A 17,974-nucleotide genomic window follows, 5' to 3' on the forward strand; every position below is an offset into this window, starting at 1 on the left:
ATGCCCTATGAAGTATAAGTACATCATTATAGGCTCTGGACCAACAGGACTTGGAGCGGCTTATCGCCTGAAAGAACTGGGCATTACCGATTTCATTGTTTTAGAGAAAGAGAATCGTATTGGTGGCTGGTCAAAAAGCTTCGTAGACGAAAAGGGGTTCACCTGGGATGTTGGTGGGCATGTGCAGTTTTCGCACTATAAATACTTCGACGATTTGATGTTGAAGGCTTTAGGCGCAGATGGCTGGTTGAACCACCAGCGGGAATCATGGGTCTGGATCGAGAATCGGTTTGTCCCCTACCCTTTTCAAAACAACATCAAATACCTAACGCCGGAAACCATGTGGAAATGCCTCGACGGTATCATCCACAACTACAAATTCCCAACCAATCAGAAGCCCGCTAATTTTCGTGAGTGGATCCTGGCCACCTTTGGGCAGGGGTTGGCAGATACGTTCATGTTTCCGTACAATTTCAAGGTCTGGGCCTATCCGCCAGAAGAGATGAACGCCGTTTGGGTTGGCGAACGGGTCGCTGTGACCGATCTTCAACGAGTCACCAAAAATATCATCTTTGACCAGGATGATTTCTCCTGGGGACCGAACAGTACCTTTAAATTTCCTAAGCAAGGGGGGACAGGTAGCATTTGGGAAGCCGTTGGTGACCTGCTCGGACGTGCGTTCGTAAAGCTGAATGCAACGGTCGAAAAAGTCATTGGCCCGCAGAAAAGAATCATTCTGGCAAATGGCGAAGAGCTTGAATACGAACACCTGATGAGTACGGTTCCGCTGGACCTATTCACCCAAAAAGTGGATGGTTTAGACTCCGAGACCGTAAAGACAGCTCAGGGCCTTAAACACTCGTCAACGAATGTAGTAGGAATCGGCCTGAAAGGTAAGCCTAAGAAGAGTCTTGAAACCATGTGCTGGATGTATTTTCCCGAAGCAAACAGCCCCTACTACCGCGTGACGGTTTTTTCTAACTATAGTTCAAACAACGTTCCGGACATCAGCCAAAACTGGTCTTTAATGACCGAAACCAGCGAATCGTCAATGAAGCCGGTTAATCGTGAAACGCTGATTGACGACACAATAAGGGCGCTGATCGAAGATCAACTGATCGAGTCGGCAGATGACGTTGTGTCGACTTTTCATATGGCTTTTGACTATGGGTACCCGACCCCTTCTGTTGAACGCGACGCCATCCTGAAAGCCGTTCTGCCCAAGTTAGAAACATACAACATCTATTCAAGAGGCCGGTTTGGTGCCTGGAAGTATGAAGTTAGTAATCAGGATCATTCGTTAATGCAGGGAGTCGAATGGGCCAATCGGGTGGCCGCGAATGTTCCGGAATTAACAATGCCCTTCCCCGAAACTGCCAATGCCATGTGGGGAAAGTAAAATGTGCATTCGGTAAGGGGCTTCGCCTAAGTCAGTAAGTCGGTAAGTGGCTGACGCGCGAGTATGGCTTCTGCGTCAGCCACTTACTGACTTAGGCGAAGCCCCTTACCGACTAAGGCAAAGCCACTTACCAACTTATATATGAAACGAGGTCTCTGGATTGGTGTGGGTGCTGCTTTCCTTATGCTTTTGTGCTGGTTTGGCTATCGACAGTTGTTTCCAACACATCGTACTGTTGGCTCTCTGGTGCCGCCTGGGGCTTTGCTGGTACTGGCCAGTGATCGGTTACAGGACACGGTCTCAGCCCGAACATTGCGAAATCAGATGTCGCTTCGTCAACTTCCGGTGTTCGACGAAGCCCGACAAAAACTGGATCGATTCCTATATGCAACGGCCGATTCAGCCACTGTGCTTTCATTTGTGGCCGGTCGTAACATTCGATACTCGTTACACTCCATTTCAAAGACGACACTCGACTTCATTTTCTACGTGCCTGTTTCGGCCAAAGATCAGGCTTTTTTAAATCGATTAACCAATCCTGACCCACGACAATACCGGGTACTCAATCATACATATTCCGGCGAAAAAATTTACGATTTAGTAGCGAGGGGAAACGAGCCCGTTGGGTCGTTCATCCTGACGGATGGGTTTCTGGTTGGCAGCGTATCGGGCATTCTGATCGAGAATGTAGCCAAGCGGATGCATAAACCTTTGAAGATCGGGTCTGCAGAACCTGATTTCCGGGTAGATGCGGACCACCTGGCAGGTTTATCCGTCCGCCCCGAAGTACTTCAATCCCTGTTTAGTAATGTGGGTTCTTTAGTTCGCTTATTCCTGCCCGAAGAACTCAACCTTCAGTTCAGACAGTCAGCCTCCCAGTCGCACCTGATAGGCTATGCAGTCGACCAGATTGGGAATCGACAGGATGTGGCCGCTTTGTTCGCCAAACAAACACCCCGTCGTATTCATTATGGTAATCTGATTCCACAAACCACAGCCACACTTTACCACATTGGTGTCAGCGACGCCCCACGTTTTGGCGAATCCCTCAGTCACTTACTGGGGTCTGCCTCCAGCGATTTTCTCCGCGACCGCTTCAAGCAAATACAGCCATATACCAAACCTTTATATCAATCGCTGGGACCAGACATTTTACTGTGTCGGCTTGAATCGCAAACCGGCTCACTTCGCCAGATTCTGATCCTTACCGCTCAGGATGGCAAAATGCTGGCAAATGCTTATCAACAAGTAGCCTACCGGTCCGGGGCCAGACGTGTCATTGCCCCCAAAAACTATTTGGGGCATAAAATCCTGCAACTTAACGTACCGGAACTACCGGCCTCTCTATTCAGTAGCCTGTTCTCGGGCTTTTCACAATGCTGGATAACACAACATGGCTCTTCACTTATTATCGCTAACAGCGAAGATGCCCTGCAAGATTATTTACAGCAGGTCCAGCGCGGGGCTGTCTGGACGGCAGACAGTCGTCAGGCCGAGATATTGAATTCAACCCTGCGTCCGGCAAACTTCACCGCTTTTGCCCGGTTAAACCGCGGACATACCAACATGCTTACGAGTTGGCCTCTGGGCTGGCAAACCCTACTCGAACAAGTTGATCCAGCCACGGGTAGCCCGGCACTGGCGAATCTTGAGAATATAGCGTATCAAGCGAGTTATGGCAATGAGAATATTCAGTCGACCGTCATTCTGGGTCGTACTACCCGCCGGGCCAGCCGGTCTGTGCTGAACAAGTTACTCCTGCTAAAGAAAACAGAGTTTAATGCGCCACTTATATCAGCGCCGATTGTTACCGGCAATTTAAGCGATAGTTCTGCTCAGTTCTATGCTCAGAATACAGCCGGGCAATTTGTTTTGGTCACTCCCGATGGCGATAAACTAGTTCAGAACAACATCGACGGTCCGATACGAAGCAATGCGTTAGGGGTCGATTTCCTGAACAACGGACGATTGCAGTATCTGTTTATGACGGATCGAACTTTATACATTGCTGATCCGGTACGGGTTAAAAAAGAAGTGGCCTTACAGGCAATTCCTCTACCAAAAGGTATAGATCCATCTTTTTTAGTCAGGCCAAGAGGGAGTCAACAAAGAAATCTGGTCGCACTTGCTGCGCATACAGATGGCCATATTTATGCACTCGACCGTCAGTTGCGAACCTTTGTACGCTTGCTGACGGCGCCACATACGGGCGCGTTACAGTTACCCTTTCAAGTTCTTTCAACTCCTTCGGGCATGGAAGTACTGGCTATTCAGGCAGATGGAACGTTAAATCATTGGCGGGAAAATGGAACACAGCTGCCTCATTTCCCTGCCAAAATTGAACGAACGAATGAAGAGGAACCCGAGATTAAGTTCGTTGGACCCGCCTTTCAACCACCTGGCCAAACGCAAATCCGGACGATTACCGATGAAGGCCAGTTGCTGACAATTAATGCCAATGGATTGATTGCGGCACGAATCCAACTTTACCGACCAGTTCGCAATGGTTCGTTCAGGCTCTTCCCGGATGAAGATCTGACGAACTGGCTGCTTCTTCGTACTACAGATACTGAAGTCTCTGTACTTGATCAGCAAGGAAGTCGACGGTTCGATGTAAGGGCCTTACAATCGGGCCGCAACAACATACGGTATCATCGTCTTGGAGCAGGTGTAGACCTGATCAGTATAAAATCCGGTAACTTTACGATGCTGTATGATCTGAACGGACGCATCATTAATGAACGGCCCATTCCGAGTGACTTTCTGGTTTCGCTGCAATTCGATGAACGAACAAATGAATTGTACATTCTCAGCGGTGCACAACAGGCCGTACAGCTATTTAGTATTCGATTAAGGTAAAAAGTGCGGAGCAACTTATTGGAACGCCCTCTTTTCAATTCGATTACCCATGCCATTTACCTGTATACACCACGCTCAATACGCTATGCGTTTTTTACGATACACCTGTTTACTGATTGCCCTTATACTGTGGGGAGGAGGCCTTTCAAGCTCATTATTGCACGGACTTTTCGACATGGGTGTCGTGGTAGACGATTACCGGTTTGGCGATCTCTATCGACTCTCCGCACTCCCTCAATTTAAACAGGCACCACCCGTCTGCACACCATCTAATCGATCGAGCGACACAGCCTCTACACACCTTTACCTAATTGGCGACAGCTTTACTGAACCACAACGGCTTAGTATTTCAGACTTTAGGGTTAGCCATTTTCAGCGCGTTGCCTGGGATTTTAAACAACGTGTACAACTGAACCCAACAAAACGAAACATATTGCTCATTGAATCGGTAGAGCGGCATGTGCGCGAACATTTTGCCCGCTCCGTGGGTGAGTTTATCGTTGAGACAGATACGACTCGAATACCCACTCCTGAACTTCCCCTCAAACAACGAATCAGCAATGAATTTCACCGAAGCGATGTTGAGGAGCGCCTGGAAACTGCTTTATTCAGTCGTGACTGGGCTTTCTGGTTCAAAGAATTAAAGGCAAGCCTGACACTCGAATGGTTTGGTCGGGAGAACTCCAGCGTCAGTTTGTCAAAGGATCACGCCTATTTATTTCTCCGAAGTGACACAGATACTTCCAAGAAGCAACTTTCGTCATTCGCTCCCATAACCAACAGCGAGATAGACGTGTTCGTTGACAGCCTTAACAGGGTTGCCCACCGTTACCGAAAACTTGGATTCGATGCCGTTTATTTATCTGTTATCCCCAATAAAGCCAGTATTCTGGAAACCAACCGTGGTAATTATAATCATTTAATCGAGCGAATACAGCAACATCCTAAGCTACAAGTACCGACAATCAACACCTTCGAGTCCTTTAAAAACAGCCGGCAAACTCCTTACCTAAAAAGTGATACCCATTGGAATTGTGAGGGCCGCGAGCAATGGCTAAATTTAGTTCGGCAAAAACTCCGGATTTAAATCGGTTAGTAAGGACTAAGAATTCTTCACTTAAGCATTACTCGTAACCTTTGGGACAGGCCGTTTCGCCCTAACAGGTTTTATAAAATTTTGTTTCTCAACGGCTTACATAGACCGGGCGGGAGCTACCCGGATCGGCTCTTTAATTACCAATTGAGGGTACTTTTGCTTACATAAGTCCCTGAAAGCGTTTTCTTTCTCCTCGATGGAGTTCACGCCAAATAATATTCTGGCCACTTCGATCGAGGATCGGCTCTGTGTATCGATGAGTATAGCTTGAAAGAGAACAGCGGGCATATAAAAATTATGGGGAGGTAGGTCGTCAGAGTAGCTCCTGACATACGACATTCTTTAAAGACAGAATATTTGCCTAACTTTATAGTATAAATTAAAGACAATACCGGTAAAATTATCTTTTTCCTATATTAACCGTATACTACTTTTTATTAATATGAATCTGGCTTATAACCGATGTAGTTTAATAGACAGGGTGTAACCAGCATCATTTTCATCAAGACTACTGGCATACCCCTGCTCAATGCCTAACTTTAGTACAATATCTTGCCCATCTGCCACTATTGTATAATGGGTTGGTTGACCAATGCCTATAGTGACCAGCTGATCATCCTGTAAAGACCAATGATCACCATGCTATAGTTAGGTAATTCCGGTCAGCGTTTCATTGTCTGCACAAACAGCAGGCTTCCTGAAACCAATAGTTCCATCGGCACCAAACTGAATCAATACATTGCAAAGACAGGGAGAAGCGCCCAGTGAGTCATCATATAAAGCCAGAATATCCGTTCCCGATAGGAGAGCCGGCTCCACCTGAATTGATTGAATTGAGTATATACCAACCAGCTTAATTTTGCCGGGAGCCGGATCTGGACCAGCGCTTTGCTGACAGCTAATGCCAACAAATAATACTAGAAACTCTACAAGTACTACCAATAGAGATGTATTTTTCTTCAGCCTATAGTAACCGTATCAGACTCCGCACAAGAACTAGCTTAAAATAACTACAAATCAGGACTGATGTGGTTTCAAATCAAGCAGTAGCTGCCACTCTTTTTCCAATTCGTTAAGAACCGGTGAGATTGCTACCCCATCAAATGCCGCTATGGGTAAAGCTGTCCGCTCCAATTCATCAATGAGTTCGGCTTTAATAAGCCACTGTCCTTTAGTACATAAGGTGCTTAGTACGTCAAAAGCTGTTTCTATATTTGGAAACCACCAGGAAAAATTCCGAAGCCGGTTTTTATCATCAATCGTTGTAAACTTAATATTCATAGAGTATTTTAGTAAATCCCAAAAACTGCCAAACTTATTAAGTAATTATACTTATAAATAGATAAGCTGTGTATCCAGATAAGTATGCTTATTAGGATGAGCGCGCATAGTATTTATAGCACGATCCTACAAGATTATGTTCGTGTCAATAAACAACTTCAGCATCCACGAAATATCGCTAACAAGGCTTCTATCCTCACAAGCATCAACATTTGAGGTAAACTTTATTCGCAAGAGTCCGAAGTTCAAAACGTACATCAAATTTTTACACGTTTAATCTGGTACACGTATCGAACTCCGGTTCGCATTGCTTTTCTCGATCATACCCTTTACAAATAACTAGGTATGGGTGGCATTGGCTGCCAATCAGTTACCTGTGTACCTTCATCATAGCCCTCCAGATTCCACCTTCCTTCCTCTCCCACTATAGGAATCCAATTAAGTATCGCCCAATCACGCATCAATCGGCCACTTGCATGTCGATAGGCAATTCGGCAAAGAAATGGGCCAGCCATTGATTGATCTGGCATTTCGGGTAAACGATCAGGCAACAAAAGTCCGGCAAACTCTCTTTTATCACACATGGTTTCAATAAGTTACGGTAGGTACGTTAAATGAATTTGTAAAATAATATCTGCTTTCTAAATCCTCAATTGTGATATAAATATGAACAACTATAATTATTAATACAAATTTGAATTTAGTATTAATACTCATTTAATACTAAGTAATATAAACGCGTAAGTAATATCCTTTATCAGCAGCCCGCACAACATACAGTTTATATCATATGATATTCCCACCAATTACATACAAATATATTTACCTATTAAAAATAAAGCAAATATTTTATTTACATTTTAATCAATACCTAAACAAATATACTGTAATATTTTATCCAACAAACTGTTTACAGCCGATTGCTAAACATAGTATAAGTAATTACAGCGTTGTATAGAATGGAATTTATACGTAGGCTTTTCATTCTGAAGCTAAGGCCAGTGAGCAAATAAAGGCTGAACCTGAGGCAACCTTTTAGAAGAACTCATCCCTTAGCCAAGCTATTTAGATTACAATGCCCTTGTCGAGCCGATCACTTAGATAGTGGCAACAATACTCAATGCGGAGTAATAGAAATCAACTCGCCAGTAAGGGGAGTGATTCAGTAAGTAAGCAGGGGTTCCCGATCTCGGCCGGATAGTGAAGAAACGTATAAGAAACAAAAACTGAAGACTATACCACCAGGTAGGGTAAATATGGCTCCAGACGGACTGTATCCCGAAAGGCAGATACCTGGTTCAATGTATTGTTGTACGCGTCGTAACGTAACTCTACATAGAAGTCACGCAGGTTGTAAAGCAGGAAAATACTTTCTTCTTCGTAACGATTTGCGAGGATGTCGCCCGTAAAGTAAAGCGTGTCGAGTTGCTTGTCGGCAGAAAGTCGGGTAAAATCGGCAGGTTGCATAGGCGTACGGGGTTGACAAGCGAAATAAACAAAAAGCGGGCGACCATCCAAATGAGCCGCCCGACTTTATATGTCACAACAAAAATAGCTTTACAGTACAACTAAAATACTTTAGCGGGTAAGTAGCTAGCTCACAACACGTCCGGCTAAGCCCGTATCTTTTGTTGAATGACAAAATTTTTAGCTAATTTTTACTTCTTTGCCGGTTCGGGCGGCCTGATAGATGGCTTCAACAATTTTTATATCCCGTAATCCTTCTTCCCCCGGAACCAGCATCGATTTTTTGTTCATAATGGCTTCGGCATCGTCGTCCATTTGTCGGGCCTGTTGCATGGGAACTTCGTAAGGATGCTCGATTTTTCCCCCATTATTCCAGATTCCCTTCACCCCATTATACCCTGAATACGGTTCCACGCGAAGGGTGCCTTTACTACCAATCACGTCCATAAAATTCATGTTCATGCCATAGCTCGACTGCACCACTGCCCGCGCCCCGCTCGGAAAAGTAAGCTGGGCCATCGACGTCTCATCAAGGCCATTCTTATAAACATCCGGCCGGGATGTGTACTGCTGGGCCGTTACAGCAATGGGTTCCTCTCCCGTTGCCAGCCGGGCGCCCTGCAGCACATACACACCCATGTCATACATTACTCCCCCACCCATTTCTTTCTTCTGCTTCCAGTGATCGGTACGGGCATCATAATAGGCAGCCGAACAGTTGACCAGTTGAATTTTACCGATTTTACCGTCGCGCAACCCTTTGACGTATTCCTGGGTGTTAGGATCATGATGCAGTCGGTACCCTACTGCCAGAGAGACCTTATTTTTTGCACAGGCATCGATCATGTTCTGACATTCTTTGGCCGTTACGGCCATCGGCTTTTCAACCCAAACGTGCTTGCCCGCTTTTGCAGCCCGAACTACATACTCTTCGTGCATAGACGGCGGCAGGACAACATAGATCACGTCAATGTCAGGGTTATTGGCAATCTGATCGAACGTTTGGTACGAATAAATATTCTTGTCGGGTATGTTATACTGCTTTTTCCATTTTTCGGCTTTGGCCGGGGTTCCGGTTACAATGCCGGCTAGATAGCAATTTTTTGTTTTCTGTAACGCTGGTGCCAACAGGTCAGTACTGTAATAGCCCAGGCCAACCAAAGCAACACCGAGCTTATCTTTGGCGGGTTTAGTGCTGGCCCATAAAGCATTGGGTAACAGGGTTGCAGCAGCACCGGTTAATGCGGTTGTATGGAGAAAATTTCGACGAGACGTCATGTCTTTTCTAGGTTAGAGGTTCAACGGCTAAAGTTCCTGCTTTACGGTCAATGTTTCAAGTTCAGTACAGGCGGTTTCCTAAAAAAAATCATGGCTCATACTTCATATTTTACGAATCAAACTAGCTATCCTTACGCCTTAAACCCGAACCCACCCGATAAGCTTTTTGTTGAAAATTGGGGCTATCGCAAAAGAGCTCCTATTTTTGCCCTATGTCAAAGAACGTCAATATCGGTTTAGTACAAATGAGCTGCTCGGCAGATGTCGAGACCAATGTTCAAAAAGCCATTAGCGGCATTCGTGAAGCGGCCCAGAAAGGTGCTCAAATCGTTTGTTTACAGGAATTATTTACATCGCTCTATTTCTGTGATGTAGAAGACCATCATAATTTCAGCCTGGCCGAAGCCATTCCGGGGCCCACTACGGAGCGGCTTGGGAAGCTGGCTGGTGAGCTGGGTGTCGTTATCGTAGCCTCTCTTTTTGAGAAACGAGCGCAGGGTCTCTATCATAATACGACTGCTGTGCTGGATGCTGATGGGACCTACCTGGGTAAATACCGAAAAATGCACATCCCGGACGATCCGGGGTATTATGAGAAGTTTTATTTTACGCCCGGCGATCTCGGTTACAAAGTATTCGACACCAAATTTGCTCGGATCGGTGTGCTTATTTGCTGGGACCAATGGTATCCGGAAGCGGCCCGCATTACGGCCCTGATGGGTGCAGAAATTCTATTTTACCCTACCGCCATTGGCTGGGATACGAACGAACCTGATCCGGCTCAGAATACAGAGCAATATAACGCCTGGCAAACGATTCAGCGCAGTCATGCTATTGCCAACGGTGTGCACGTAGTGGCCGTGAACCGGGTCGGTCGGGAAGCCGACCAGCAATTCTGGGGCGGTTCTTTCGTCGCCAATCCGTTTGGTTCATTACTCTATCTTGCTCCCCACGATCAGGAACTTGTTCATGTGCAAACGGTGGACCTGGCTCTCTCAGAAAAATACCGCACAACATGGCCTTATTTCCGCGATCGCCGAATCGACTCTTACCAACCAATTACCAGGCGGTATATAGACCAGGAATAAACCCAGGCACCCGCCCGGTTATCCAGTGATCATTACCACTGGATAACCGGGCGTATCCTTCTAACGCTCAGCCCGCAAATTCAATTACCTTGAAGCCATTTGTGAAACTTTTTACTTCAGGGCTCCTGATCGCTCTGGTGGGTATCGGCTATTGGTACTGGCATTCGGTCCGTTTATCAACGGCCGATGCGGTGTATCTGGCGGGGCCGCTACCCCCCCAAACCAGGCTGGCAACTACTCCACGCTCCCAATTCACGCCTACCCCTTCTACGCAAAAAGGATATTACAATTTGGATATAGTCAGCGACTTCACACTCCCTGCCACCAAGACCATAACCTTTTGCGGAGCCGGACGCAACCTTCATGTTCAGCAAGACCCTACTAAAATCTTCAGGCGTGGCTTTTCTGCTGTCGACCAAACCCGAATGGTTCCTGGCGTTGAGATCCTGAAAGATGGTCAGCAACCCAATGGCTGGAAAAGCGCGTTAACCTTCGACCAGCGGTCGGTTATTATATACCGGGGTTATTTTAGGGATCTGTTCGGGTTAGCGTGGGCCGAGGATAGTCAAAAGGCGAATGAAACCATCTACCGCATTCCTCCGGCAGGCACAACCCCTCCCAGCCGAAATACATTGTATCAGGCGTCGATGGAATTAAGCGGAGGCTGCTTTGGCTTCGGCGACTGCCCGCCAAATGGTATGAAAAGCACCTTTGGGTTTATATTCCTGGATATCGAAAACGACCAGATCGATGCCCGAAACCGGCAGGAACAGGCGAACCTGTACACCTACATGCTTAAAACAATAAAGGACAATGTTAGCCCAAAAACACAAGTTGGCTCCATTGCTCCCGTATTACATAACAGCGTCGGCTATTCGAAAGCAGAAGATTATACAGCCGCTCCGGATTGGCTTTGGTCGGCGCCCGCCAAACACACAACGACCAGCCGACAGCGGGGTATGCCGGATGAGATTGTCGGTAAATCCTTTAGCCATTATGCCGATTTTCAAATGCCCGGCACCTATTACGTGTATCCTGACTTCGACTATTCGATCTCTCATACCGGCAATGGAGACCGTCATTGGTTAGCTGCTTTACTGGGCGAGCAAGAGGTCAATAGGAAACTATCCCCAAAAAAGCGAATTGCCTGGCAATGGCTATTTAATTCTCAAAGTACCTTGCCCAACAGTGCTAAAGCGGAGCACCCCGCTCCTCCCGTTATTGCCGAAGGGACTGGAATTTTTTATTGGTTCACGGGTGCTTACGGGGTTCTATTCTGGGATGATCAGGGTGACTTGACTCCGAACCAGCCAACACCAGCCAATCCAAATGATCAGGGGGTTGGCAATGATCGAAATTATGCCTGTTATGAACATTACGTTCACGGACTTTGGCGTCTGTTCAGGCATCATGGCGATATGTTCGACGGACATGAAACGTACCTCAACGAAGCGACGGAATGTTCATACGACGGGGGCAAGAGTTGGTACAAATACAATGCAAACCAACTTAAAACCCATGACCTTCCGTTTGTCAGGGCTATTGTTAAAGGCGATCAGATTCTGGTGGCGGCCACAAAAGCCTACGCAAAGCCTACGCAGGTCAATAGGGTCATGCTGCGGTATGTGCAGAATGGGTATAGCTTTTATACTACGCTTACACTGAAAGGGGATGAGATTTACCTCGGGCGTGCTACGATGAAACGCAATTAAAACTAGTATGTTGGCTTGGATGTGTCCTTTAGCAGAAACGATCGCTTTCTTTTTATAACCCCTTACCACTCGTTATTAACTGATTTTTTACATGAATCTTGGGATTGAAATTGGGGGTACAAAACTGCAAATAGTCACTGGGGATTCAGAAGGGAAGATCATCCAGCGATTTCGATTTCTGGTCGATCCGGAACAGGGAGCGGAGGGCATTTTAGCTCAGATAGCCACCACTATCCAGCAATTACCAGAGCCGCCCGACGCTATTGGTGTGGGCTTTGGCGGGCCCGTTAACTGGCAGACAGGCCGCATTGCAACCTCACATCAGATCGGCGGCTGGGCTGACTTCGATCTGGCCAGCTGGCTGAAGCAACAAGTACCCGGCGCTGCCGTCCGAATAGAAAATGATGCAAATGTGGCGGCATTGGGGGAAGCACACCAGGGGGTTGCCACTGGATTTAGCCGGGTTTTTTATGTGACACTCGGAAGTGGCGTTGGCGGGGGAATGGTCGTTGACAGGCTGCTTTACCACGGAGCGATGCCGGGCGAAGCCGAAATTGGCCATCTTTGGCTCGTTCCACCAAGTACCGGTAACGATGGTTCCACGATACCGGGTCAAACGATTGAGCAAACCGTTTCGGGTTGGGCAATCGACCAGCAGATCAGGGACCTTCTGCCTCAGTTACCTGATGATTCGGCTTTACGAATGGCTGTTCTGGCAGCTCATACATCCGGTTCTATAGGCAAAGAGGCCCGTTTTTTGCACCAGGCCTACGAAGCCAGTGATCCCGTCGCTAAGATGCTGATCGAACAAATCGGGTCAATTCTGGCACTGGGTTTATCCCATGTCGTTCATTTGTTTCATCCCGATGCCATTGTACTGGGAGGGGGTTTATCGCTGATCGGTGAGCCACTTCGGGCTGCCGTACGGCAGACACTCCCACGGTTTACGATGAAATCGTTTCAACCGCCACCAATCGTTCTACTCGCCAAACTTGGAGAAGATGCTGTGCCCGTGGGCGCATTAACCTTAATGATGAAGGCTGATTAATGAAGGCATTCAGCTAAATTTTTCCTGTTTCATTCATCAGTTTTCGCTAATACCTGAATCCATGAACCTGACTTATTTTCAAACTTATATTGACCGGCAGAAAGCCGCATACGATGCCATTGACCTGAATCAGGTTGAGCACTTTATCAGCCTGATAAAAAAATGCTGGGAAGAGGATAGACAGCTTTTTGCCTTCGGGAACGGGGGGAGTGCCTCCAATGTGTCTCACTTTATAACCGATCTCGGGAAAAGTGCCTCAGATAAAATGGGCAAACGGTTCCATTGCCTGTCATTGAACGAAAACGTCTCCTGGATTACGGCTCTGGGGAATGACTATGCTTATGAAGATGTGTATCTCCGGCAACTTCAGAATTATGCCCGTCCCGGCGACCTGGTCCTTACACTCAGTGTAAGCGGCAACTCGCCTAATGTAGTCAAGGCGGTGAAATGGGCCAATGAAAACAAATTAACTACGCTGGCCCTCGTGGGTGGGAAGCGTGGACAGGTAGCTGACCTCGCTCATGAGTGCATCGTTATTCAGGATGAACACTACGGCCGTGTAGAAGACGCCCAAATGACCATCTGCCACATGTTATGTTATGGGTTTATTGAGAGTTAGTCGGTAAGTCAGTAAGCGGTTTTGACTAAGTCGATAAGTATCTGCCAGGCGGGTATTGCTTTCGCGATAGCCGCTAACCGACTTAGGCAAAGCCGCTCACTGACTTACTAACTAAATTTATCAAGAATACCGATCGTTCCGCCACGGATAGGCCGTGTTCGAATAGCCCCGTTCTTCCCAAAAGCCAAGTTGGTTCTTGTCCAGAAATTCAATGCGCTTAATCCACTTCGATCCCTTCCAGGCGTATAGCTGCGGGGTAATCATCCGAAGGGGTCCGCCATGTTCGCGGGTTAAAGGCTGCCCATCAGCCGTATGGACCAAAAGTACATCGGGTTTTAAAGCTTCTTCAAGGGCCACATTGGTTGAGTAGCCGTCGTACCCATAGCACATAATATGGGTAGCGGTACTTTTAGGATCAACTAAAGCCGCCAGGTCGATTAATCGTACGCCCACCCAGGGAACGTTCAGCCGGGACCAGGTTGTCACGCAGTGAAAATCGCTGGTATCTTCTACTTGCGGCAGAGCCATTAAATCCTCCCACTTCAGCCGAACCGGATGATTGACTTCGCCATCAATATTCAACTGCCACTTATCGAGCGGAATACTTGGCTGGTAGCCCAGATCCAAAACCGGCCATTTGGTAGTCACCGTTTGTCCAACAGGAACGGCTGGCATCCCATGCCGGTTAATCGGACCTGAACCCCGTGGTTTTTCAGGTCCGTCGATACCATCAGCCATGGAAGGTGTTTGGGCCATCTTTTCCTCAAAGCGTCGTTTGAGTTTCATCCGGGCTTCGACAATTCGGTCGAGTTTTTCAGGATTTTCCGATGAGGTATTGGCTTCCATACGTTTGATTAGTTTTAGAATATAACCGGCAAAAAACGATGCGTGTTTAACTCACCCGGACGTAACTTCCCAAAAGCTTAACTTCGGCAGAGTGATGGTTCAGGATCTCGTGCAGGTCAGGGTCATTTGCGTGCCCTTCGCACTCAAGTAAAAACCAATACCGGAAGGTAGCACCATCCCGCAAAGGCCGGCTTTCGATTTTGGTCAAGTTGATATTTCGGGTATTGAATTCCTGTAGAAACTCGGCCAGTACACCCGGCGACTCCGTGTTTGGCAGTCGGGCAATTAGGGTGGTTTTATCATGACCACTGGGTTGATTTATAAAATCTTTCGCCAGAATCAGAAAGCGCGTCCGGTTCAGGTCGCTATCTTCGATATTATCGAACAGAACGGGAACATCAAACAGTTTTGCCGCAATATGAGAGCAAATAGCGGCCGTGTTGGGCTGCTGAGTCGCTAGCTTAGCGGCTTTGGAGGTCGATTCGACTGGCACTAACTCAGCCTTCAGTTCATCAAAATAGTCGTTCAGGAATCGGCTGCACTGCCTGAAGGCGATATCTTTAGAATAGATATGCGTGATATCCGATAAGTTTTCGGCTTTGGTAGCAAACGTAAAATGCACGGGGATCTGGACTTCAGCCGCGATGCGCAGGTCTTTTTCGAGAAGCAGATCAATAGCCTCTTCAACCACACCCTCCTGATTATTTTCGATGGGAACTACGCCAAACCGTACCCGACCGGTTTCAACACTTTCGAAGACCGACCGAATGGTGGGAAGTGCCATGTAGGCACTCATGGCCCCAAACCGGCTTTCGGCTGCCTGATGTGTAAAGCTGCCTTCGGGCCCCAGATAAGCAACCCGTTCGGGAAGTTCGAGATTTCGGGAAACAGCGAAGATTTCCAGAAATATAGCCTCAATGGCAGGGCGGTTCAGGAGACCGTTATTTTGTTCGTTTAAGCGGTCCAGAATCTGCTTCTCGCGTTCGGGCCGATAAATAACGGTATTCGTTGAACGTTTGAGATCACCCACCTGGCGAACCAGCTCCATCCGTTTGTTAAGCAACGTCAAAAGTTGATCGTCGAGGGCGTCGATATCGTTACGGAGAGACTCTAAAGTCATAACAAAGTCAGTAAGTCGGTAAGTAAATAAGTCGGTAAGCACTAAGCCAGCATACAAACTTAGCATTTACCGACTTACCGACTTACCGACGGGCTGACTTTTCTACACCAACGCTACCTCATCGACATCTTTCTCGACACGCAAATTATCGATAATGAAGCGTTGCCGATCGGGTGTATTTTTGCCCATGTAATAGCTAAGCAACTTGGAAACAGATGTTTCCTTCTCCATAATAACGGGTTCAAGGCGCATATTTTCACCAATGAACAGACCAAACTCATCTGGCGAAATTTCTCCCAATCCTTTGAATCGTGTGATCTCCACCTTCCTTCCTCCTTTGGTCAGCTTATCGATAGCCGTTTGCTTTTCCTCTTCTGAATAACAATAGGTGGTCTCTTTGTGATTTTTTGGATTACGTACCCGAAACAAGGGCGTTTCGAGGATATACAAGTGTCCATTTCTAACCAGATCAGGAAAGAACTGCAAAAAGAACGTAAGCATCAGCAATCGAATGTGCATTCCATCGACATCGGCATCCGTTGCAATGACGATCCGATTGTACCGCAACCCTTCGAGGCCCTCTTCGATATCCAGCGCGTGCTGAAGCAAATTAAATTCTTCGTTCTCGTACACTACTTTTTTTGTCAAACCAAAGCAGTTAAGCGGTTTACCCCGCAAACTAAACACGGCCTGCGACTGCACATTGCGCGATTTGGTAATGGAACCACTGGCCGAATCACCCTCGGTTATAAAGAGCGTAGACTGGTAGCGATCATCAGCTTTCAGGTCGGGCAGGTGGTTTCGGCAATCGCGCAGTTTTTTGTTGTGTAAACTTGCCTTTTTGGCACGATCATTGGCCAGTTTCTTGATACCAGCCAATTCTTTTCGCTCACGTTCCGACTGTTCGATCCGCTTTTTCAAAGCATCCCGTACCGTTGGATTCATATGCAAAAAGTCATCTAAACGTTCTTTAACAAAATCCTTGACAAACGAACTGACCGACTGCGCGTTGGGTTCGGGAGACATGTTCTGCGAACCCAGCTTTGTTTTTGTCTGCGACTCAAACACAGGTTCCTGGACACGTATACTTATGGCAGCAATGATCGAAGAGCGAATATCCGATACCTCATAGTTTTTATCGAAGTGTCGACGAACCGTTTCAACAACGGCTTCTTTGAGGGCATTCAGGTGAGTTCCGCCCTGGGTGGTGTACTGGCCGTTCACGAACGAGTAATATTCCTCACCATACTGGTTGCCGTGTGTCATGGCGATTTCCAGATCATTTCCTTTCAGGTGTATGATCGGATAACGCAGTGACTCTTCGTCCTTTTTCGTCTTATCACGCAGCAGATCCAGCAGCCCATTTTGCGAAATGTACTTTTGCTTGTTAAACGAGACGGTTAAGCCTGCATTTAAATAGCAATAGTTCCAGATCATATTCTCCAGAAACTGAGGTATAAAATGAAAATTCTTAAACACTGTATCGTCAGGCTCGAAGCAGATCAGCGTCCCGTTCCGTTCGTTGGTAGCATCTTCGCCACGCTGTTTAAGTTCGCCACGTTCAAACTCAGCCCAAACGGTACGTCCGTCGCGAAAGGCCTGAACTTTAAAGTAGGTAGAGAGCGCGTTAACAGCTTTAGTACCCACGCCATTGAGGCCAACCGATTTCTGAAAGGCGCCCGAGTCGTATTTACCACCGGTATTGATTTTAGAAACGACCTCCACAACCTTACCAAGGGGAATTCCACGGCCATAGTCGCGAACCTCAACCCGATGGTCCGTTACGCGCACGTCGATAACTTTACCAAAGCCCATCACGTGCTCATCAATACAGTTATCGATCGTTTCCTTGATAAGCACGTAGATACCGTCATCGGCCGCAGACCCGTCACCGAGTTTACCAATATACATACCTGGCCGTAAACGGATGTGTTCACGCCAGTCTAATGAGCGTATACTATCTTCGTTGTATTGAACAGGCTGATTCAGCAATTCTGACATAATAGGATTGTTAACTAAAAGACTAAAAGGGGGTAATGACTCGAACTAGCCATTGCAGCACAACATCGGAAAAGTTATACCTTGCTGGAAACCAGAACAAAAAGTTCCCTTCCAATACGAAACTATTTATAATCCAACAAAAGTTCGCTTACTTTGCCGA

General features: G+C 47.0%; 15 protein-coding genes. 7 read left to right on the plus strand and 8 right to left on the minus strand.

All coding sequences use genetic code 11. The annotated features are described in order from the left end of the window. Positions 1–7 precede the first annotated feature (7 nt). The 3 genes from ACYVK4_RS18810 to ACYVK4_RS18820 all read left to right on the plus strand — a co-directional run bounded on the left by ACYVK4_RS18810 (position 8) and on the right by ACYVK4_RS18820 (position 5,345). The gene (locus tag ACYVK4_RS18810) at positions 8–1,399 is read left to right on the plus strand and encodes a protoporphyrinogen/coproporphyrinogen oxidase (RefSeq protein WP_461129065.1); all 1,392 of its coding nucleotides are present in this window, start codon (positions 8–10) and stop codon (positions 1,397–1,399) included. A 141-nt stretch (positions 1,400–1,540) separates the two neighbouring features. Beyond that, positions 1,541–4,258, plus strand: coding sequence for a hypothetical protein (locus tag ACYVK4_RS18815; RefSeq protein ID WP_461129066.1), 2,718 nt, complete (start codon positions 1,541–1,543; stop codon positions 4,256–4,258). Positions 4,259–4,343: 85 nt separating this feature from the next. Continuing rightward, positions 4,344–5,345: a hypothetical protein gene (locus ACYVK4_RS18820; protein ID WP_461129067.1), complete on the plus strand. Its 1,002-nt coding sequence runs from the start codon at positions 4,344–4,346 to the stop codon at positions 5,343–5,345. 657 nt (positions 5,346–6,002) lie between these two features. On the opposite strand, the gene ACYVK4_RS18825 is transcribed toward ACYVK4_RS18820, so the two are convergent. The 5 genes from ACYVK4_RS18825 to ACYVK4_RS18845 form a co-directional block, all read right to left on the minus strand. Further along, entirely contained in the window at positions 6,003–6,173 is a 171-nt protein-coding gene (locus tag ACYVK4_RS18825; protein WP_461129068.1) for a hypothetical protein, read from the minus strand. Positions 6,174–6,371: 198 nt separating this feature from the next. Next, entirely contained in the window at positions 6,372–6,635 is a 264-nt protein-coding gene (locus ACYVK4_RS18830) for a hypothetical protein (RefSeq protein ID WP_461129069.1), read from the minus strand. 460 nt (positions 6,636–7,095) lie between these two features. After that, positions 7,096–7,227 (minus strand): hypothetical protein, encoded by a 132-nt coding sequence (locus ACYVK4_RS18835; protein WP_461129070.1) that lies wholly within the window; start codon positions 7,225–7,227, stop codon positions 7,096–7,098. Positions 7,228–7,868: 641 nt separating this feature from the next. After that, a complete protein-coding gene (locus ACYVK4_RS18840) occupies positions 7,869–8,102 on the minus strand; it encodes a hypothetical protein (protein WP_461129071.1) in 234 nt (77 codons plus the stop codon). A 180-nt stretch (positions 8,103–8,282) separates the two neighbouring features. Continuing rightward, on the minus strand, positions 8,283–9,380 hold the full coding sequence (locus ACYVK4_RS18845; RefSeq protein ID WP_461129072.1) for a Gfo/Idh/MocA family protein: 1,098 nt from the start codon (positions 9,378–9,380) through the stop codon (positions 8,283–8,285). A gap of 212 nt (positions 9,381–9,592) precedes the next feature. Here ACYVK4_RS18845 and ACYVK4_RS18850 point away from each other — a divergent pair, with 212 nt between their 5' ends. The 4 genes from ACYVK4_RS18850 (at position 9,593) to ACYVK4_RS18865 (ending at position 13,847) form a co-directional block, all read left to right on the plus strand. Beyond that, positions 9,593–10,468 (plus strand): carbon-nitrogen hydrolase, encoded by an 876-nt coding sequence (locus ACYVK4_RS18850; RefSeq protein ID WP_461129073.1) that lies wholly within the window; start codon positions 9,593–9,595, stop codon positions 10,466–10,468. Positions 10,469–10,569: 101 nt separating this feature from the next. Continuing rightward, positions 10,570–12,180 (plus strand): hypothetical protein, encoded by a 1,611-nt coding sequence (locus ACYVK4_RS18855; protein WP_461129074.1) that lies wholly within the window; start codon positions 10,570–10,572, stop codon positions 12,178–12,180. 91 nt (positions 12,181–12,271) lie between these two features. Continuing rightward, positions 12,272–13,228 (plus strand): ROK family protein, encoded by a 957-nt coding sequence (locus ACYVK4_RS18860; RefSeq protein ID WP_461129075.1) that lies wholly within the window; start codon positions 12,272–12,274, stop codon positions 13,226–13,228. A gap of 61 nt (positions 13,229–13,289) precedes the next feature. Continuing rightward, on the plus strand, positions 13,290–13,847 hold the full coding sequence (locus tag ACYVK4_RS18865) for a D-sedoheptulose-7-phosphate isomerase (protein ID WP_461129076.1): 558 nt from the start codon (positions 13,290–13,292) through the stop codon (positions 13,845–13,847). Between the two features lie 120 nt (positions 13,848–13,967). Here the strand turns inward: ACYVK4_RS18865 and ACYVK4_RS18870 are convergent, their stop codons facing one another. The 3 genes from ACYVK4_RS18870 to ACYVK4_RS18880 form a co-directional block, all read right to left on the minus strand. After that, positions 13,968–14,693 (minus strand): sulfite oxidase-like oxidoreductase, encoded by a 726-nt coding sequence (locus ACYVK4_RS18870; RefSeq protein ID WP_461129077.1) that lies wholly within the window; start codon positions 14,691–14,693, stop codon positions 13,968–13,970. A 46-nt stretch (positions 14,694–14,739) separates the two neighbouring features. Beyond that, on the minus strand, positions 14,740–15,813 hold the full coding sequence (gene pheA, locus ACYVK4_RS18875) for a prephenate dehydratase (RefSeq protein WP_461129078.1): 1,074 nt from the start codon (positions 15,811–15,813) through the stop codon (positions 14,740–14,742). Between the two features lie 102 nt (positions 15,814–15,915). Further along, a complete protein-coding gene (locus tag ACYVK4_RS18880; RefSeq protein ID WP_461129079.1) occupies positions 15,916–17,814 on the minus strand; it encodes a DNA topoisomerase IV subunit B in 1,899 nt (632 codons plus the stop codon). Positions 17,815–17,974 lie beyond the last annotated feature (160 nt).

It is taken from the genome of Spirosoma aerophilum, assembly GCF_054782495.1.

Excerpts from the sequence above, each read along its gene's own strand:
- ACYVK4_RS18845 (WP_461129072.1), bottom strand. The coding sequence starts at position 9,380 with ATGACGTCTCGTCGAAATTTTCTCCATACAACCGCATTAACCGGTGCT.
- ACYVK4_RS18830 (WP_461129069.1), bottom strand. The coding sequence starts at position 6,635 with ATGAATATTAAGTTTACAACGATTGATGATAAAAACCGGCTTCGGAAT.
- ACYVK4_RS18820 (WP_461129067.1), top strand. The coding sequence starts at position 4,344 with ATGCGTTTTTTACGATACACCTGTTTACTGATTGCCCTTATACTGTGG.
- ACYVK4_RS18870 (WP_461129077.1), bottom strand. The coding sequence starts at position 14,693 with ATGGAAGCCAATACCTCATCGGAAAATCCTGAAAAACTCGACCGAATT.
- ACYVK4_RS18865 (WP_461129076.1), top strand. The coding sequence starts at position 13,290 with ATGAACCTGACTTATTTTCAAACTTATATTGACCGGCAGAAAGCCGCA.
- pheA (WP_461129078.1), bottom strand. The coding sequence starts at position 15,813 with ATGACTTTAGAGTCTCTCCGTAACGATATCGACGCCCTCGACGATCAA.
- ACYVK4_RS18850 (WP_461129073.1), top strand. The coding sequence starts at position 9,593 with ATGTCAAAGAACGTCAATATCGGTTTAGTACAAATGAGCTGCTCGGCA.
- ACYVK4_RS18860 (WP_461129075.1), top strand. The coding sequence starts at position 12,272 with ATGAATCTTGGGATTGAAATTGGGGGTACAAAACTGCAAATAGTCACT.
- ACYVK4_RS18810 (WP_461129065.1), top strand. The coding sequence starts at position 8 with ATGAAGTATAAGTACATCATTATAGGCTCTGGACCAACAGGACTTGGA.
- ACYVK4_RS18815 (WP_461129066.1), top strand. The coding sequence starts at position 1,541 with ATGAAACGAGGTCTCTGGATTGGTGTGGGTGCTGCTTTCCTTATGCTT.
- ACYVK4_RS18880 (WP_461129079.1), bottom strand. The coding sequence starts at position 17,814 with ATGTCAGAATTGCTGAATCAGCCTGTTCAATACAACGAAGATAGTATA.
- ACYVK4_RS18840 (WP_461129071.1), bottom strand. The coding sequence starts at position 8,102 with ATGCAACCTGCCGATTTTACCCGACTTTCTGCCGACAAGCAACTCGAC.